This window comes from Cedecea sp. B1(4) (genome assembly GCF_059414925.1).
The window spans coordinates 1-294 of record NZ_JCAHMZ010000367.1; the positions used below are offsets into that span (position 1 = coordinate 1).

Annotated in this window: 1 protein-coding gene; it reads left to right on the forward strand. The window is 64.3% G+C overall.

All coding sequences use genetic code 11. From position 1 onward, the window contains the following. On the forward strand, nucleotides 1–294 hold a 294-nt coding region (locus ACR6JA_RS23325), incomplete at both ends, for a glycosyltransferase (RefSeq protein ID WP_494599924.1).

Genomic DNA, 294 nt, shown 5'->3' on the forward strand with positions numbered 1-294 from the left:
CCCGCCTCCGATCATCCGAGCATCCAGCTGGCGCGGCAGTGGCGAGAAGCCGGACGTGCCGTCGTGGTCTATGCCGGCGCGCTCGGACGGCCAAATTATGTCGATTCGCTGGTGCAAGCCATCGCGCACCTGCGAGACCAGGGTGACACAAGCGTCAGCGCCATCATTGTTGGCCGCGGTGAATTGCAGGAGGAATTGCGCGCCACCATTGACCACCTCCGCTTGAACGACCGCATCGCGCTGTTCGAACAGATGCCCAAGCAGACGGTGCTGACGCTGCTGGCGCACGCCAGC